General features: G+C 37.6%; 4 protein-coding genes and 1 pseudogene. 4 read left to right on the forward strand and 1 reads right to left on the reverse strand.

Going from position 1 to position 3,337, the window contains the following annotated elements:
- The 4 genes and pseudogenes from G322_RS21350 to G322_RS0118245 all read left to right on the forward strand — a co-directional run.
- A partial coding sequence (locus G322_RS21350) for an IS3 family transposase (RefSeq protein ID WP_033422254.1) occupies nucleotides 1–584 on the forward strand: 584 nt, incomplete at its 5' end.
- A 235-nt stretch (nucleotides 585–819) separates the two neighbouring features.
- The gene (locus G322_RS0118235) at nucleotides 820–1,470 is read left to right on the forward strand and encodes a TetR/AcrR family transcriptional regulator (protein WP_033422255.1); all 651 of its coding nucleotides are present in this window, start codon (nucleotides 820–822) and stop codon (nucleotides 1,468–1,470) included.
- A complete protein-coding gene (locus G322_RS0118240; protein ID WP_022943122.1) occupies nucleotides 1,467–2,339 on the forward strand; it encodes an SDR family oxidoreductase in 873 nt (290 codons plus the stop codon). The genes G322_RS0118235 and G322_RS0118240 overlap by 4 nt, the downstream gene beginning before the upstream one ends.
- A gap of 111 nt (nucleotides 2,340–2,450) precedes the next feature.
- A pseudogene (locus G322_RS0118245) lies at nucleotides 2,451–2,834 on the forward strand (transposase); the annotation flags it as partial.
- A gap of 233 nt (nucleotides 2,835–3,067) precedes the next feature.
- Here G322_RS0118245 and G322_RS24010 read toward each other — a convergent pair.
- Nucleotides 3,068–3,337 (reverse strand): hypothetical protein (locus tag G322_RS24010; protein WP_028866737.1); only part of this gene is annotated, 270 nt, incomplete at its 5' end.

The following is a 3,337-nucleotide window of genomic DNA, read 5'->3' on the forward strand; positions in this document are numbered from 1 at the left end:
ACCTGTATTTGGTCATCGACATTTTTAGTCGAAAAATAGTTGGTTGGCAGATTCATAGTGAAGAGAGAAGTTCTTTAGCATCAGATATGATGACCGATATTTGTATTAAAGAGAAGATAAAAGAAGATCAAATTGTTCTTCACTCAGACAATGGAAGCCCAATGAAAGGGGCTACAATGCTGGCGACATTGCAAGAACTAGGTATTATGGCATCGTTCAGTCGACCATCTGTAAGCAACGATAATGCTTATTCAGAGTCGTTATTTAGAACCTTAAAGTATCGTCCAGAGTACCCTGAACGAGCATTTCAAAATATTACAGAAGCCCGTGATTGGGTTGAGTTTTTTGTATCATGGTATAACGAAGAGCATCGCCATAGTGGGATTAAATTTGTGACTCCTTCACAGCGCCATCAGCAACTCGATCTGGCTATTTTAGAGAATAGAGTGAGTATTTACGAGCAAGCTAAAGCTAAAAATCCAGAGCGTTGGTCAGGTAAAACGAGGAACTGGGATATGATTGAGAAGGTAAGCCTTAATCCAGAGAATATTAAAAAAGCAAAAGAAGAAGATAAGGTGGCATAATTTAAACATTAGGCGACAACTAGCTTGAAAAACACCGACCTACGGAAAAAGCGAGCGCCATCTTATATAAACAGAAATGAGAGAAAACATATTCATAACCAGTTCAGCTGATCACTATACGTTTTATTATGTAGGGTCATCAAACCTTTTAGACAAGCTTAATTATGAGACGCTTGCGTATCATAATAACTTAATGTACATTTATCACCAGTTCTAATAGGAAAGGTCCTTGAAAATGATATCCAATATTCATAAAAAATCAGCAGGTCGTCCTGTGGATCACCAGAAAACACAGAGTGTATTTGAAGCAATAGATAATATTTTGGCAAACGAAGGAATTTCCGGGCTCTCTATAGAAAGAATTGCAAAAAAAGCAGAAATATCTAAGGCAACTTTATACCGCCGTTTTGGTGATCTCCAAGGTGTACTAAGTGCATATGTTGAAACATTTACCCAAAATGCACTTGATAAAACTCTACATGGCAAAACTATAAATATAAGCAACCCTGTGGAATTAGAACAAATTTTGGTAAGAATAGGTATCGAGCTTATGAAGTTAATTAGTCAACCTAGAGTTATTGCTTTCGACAATGCAATGCTATCTGCAGGGCCGAAATTTATAACATTTAAAGAAGAAATGTATAGAGCAGGTCCTCAAAAAGCAGTTAGCCAAATTGGTGAGCTTCTTGAAAATGTAGGCGTTACGTCTCTTTTGTTTGATAGTAATAGCCTCGGAGATATTTTATTCCATATCTGGCGTAGTGGCTTTTATGATAGAGCAAGAATCACAGGCCAGGTTCTGATGAATGGTGATCAGCTAGAACAGCATATAACTGCTGGTACTCGGTTCTTTTTATCACGTATTACTTTAGAGGCAGACAAATGAATAAAACAAATCCCCGTATATTAATAGCAGGAGCGACGGGCTACTTAGGAAGCCACATTGTTAATGTATTACTAAAACAAAAAGTTGATTTTAAAGTACTGGTGAGAAGTAAAAATAAATTGCTAGAAATGGGCCTACTTGATAAGCAAATAGAGATAGCGCATGTAACTGATGCCAGTACTTTACACGGCTGTTGTGAAGGGATTGATGTAGTAATTTCCAGTGTCGGCATCACACGTCAAAAAGATGGCTTAAGCTTTATGGATGTTGACTTTCAAGCTAATCTAAACTTATTAGAAGAAGCAGAAAGAGCCGGTGTTAAGAAATTTATCTACATTTCCGCATTTAATGCTCCGAAGTATCAAGGCGTGAGACTTCTTAGAGCTAAAGAGCGCTTTGCAAAAAGATTGCTTGCATCAAAGGTGTTAGAGCCCTGCATTGTAAGACCCAATGGTTTCTTTTCTGATATTGAAGAGTTCTATTCAATGGCAAAATCAGGTCGTGTATATGTTTTCGGGAAAGGCAATGTGCAACTAAATCCAATTCATGGAGAAGACCTAGCTAGGTTCTGTTTAGAAGTCATCAACAAAGAAGGAAATGAGTTCGATATTGGTGGGGCCGAGGTCTTTTCTGTTTATGATGTCGCAGAACTCGCTTTTCACGCTCAAGATAAGACTCCTCGAATTACCTGCTTGCCTGACTGGGTGAGAAAAATATCGTTATTCATTGCGGCTAAGCTACCGGAAAAGTTCGGCGGTCCTGCTGAGTTCTTTCTTACAGTGATGGCTCAGAATATGGTTGCTCCGACTTACGGAAAACGAAAGTTAGGTGATCACTTTCGAAATATTTTTCAGGAAGAGAACAAATAGAATAAAGCTAATGAGGGTATCTCAAAAAAAAAAAGAACTAAAATTCTAAGGTACTTTGTGCCCCTTTATAATATTAGTTGTCTACAACTATCCTGACACAGGGGGTCTGCTAGGTTGCTAAGTGCGTTCGGTGAACAAAGAGACCGATTCACTTCTGCTCAACAGGTACAACAATACGCAGGAATAGCGCCAGTCACAGAACGTAGTGGCAAAAAATCATGGGTACACTGGCGTTGGCAATGCCCTAAGTTTGTAAGGCAGACATTTATCGAATGGGCTTCTCATTCAATTTATAGTTCGTATTGGGCTAAGATTTTTTATCTTAAAAAAAGAGAATTGGGTAGTTCACATCAAGCAGCTATTAGTGCCCTTGCATTTAAATGGATCAGAATTGTTTATAGGTGTTGGCAGGATCGCAAACCATATAATGAAGTTCGATATTTAAGAGCATTAAAAGATCGCGGATCACCATTATTAGACGGAGGAAAATCTTGAACTAATCCTCAGGGCGTGAAGCGAGATAGAAATCTAAGTCGAAAACACCCGCAATACATTGCAATTCGTAATCCATTAACTGACCACACTGTAAATAACCTATATTATAGATGGTACGGTCAAAGTAAGTAACACACCTGTATATAAACACCTATACCGCCTATAGCTATTGATTTTACTGAGCGACGAAGGAGGTGGTATCGGTATTTTGCGATTTTTAACACCCTGCGCTTTTATAGTAAAAATGGAGGGTAATTAAAATGAACCAAAAACAGGTTATATTTATCGGTAAAATAACAGATTAACCACTCTTTATATAAAATTTCCCTTTGTAATTTCCCTTGAATGGTAAAATCACAGGCCAAATTATTTGGCTCTGTTGTAGCTAATTGTTGTCTATACTTATAAATAAGACTTAACTGATTGAAGGTACTCGCAATGAAGACTAAATTATTTGTAAGTAAGCTTAATCTAATCACAAAAGCACTTTTCTCTATGACACC

This window comes from Psychromonas hadalis ATCC BAA-638, from assembly GCF_000420245.1.
Taxonomy (GTDB): Bacteria; Pseudomonadota; Gammaproteobacteria; order Enterobacterales; family Psychromonadaceae; genus Psychromonas; species Psychromonas hadalis.

What these genes read in the sequence shown, in the direction of transcription:
- G322_RS0118235 (WP_033422255.1), top strand. Translation starts at nt 820, where the DNA reads ATGATATCCAATATTCATAAAAAATCAGCAGGTCGTCCTGTGGATCAC.
- G322_RS0118240 (WP_022943122.1), top strand. Translation starts at nt 1,467, where the DNA reads ATGAATAAAACAAATCCCCGTATATTAATAGCAGGAGCGACGGGCTAC.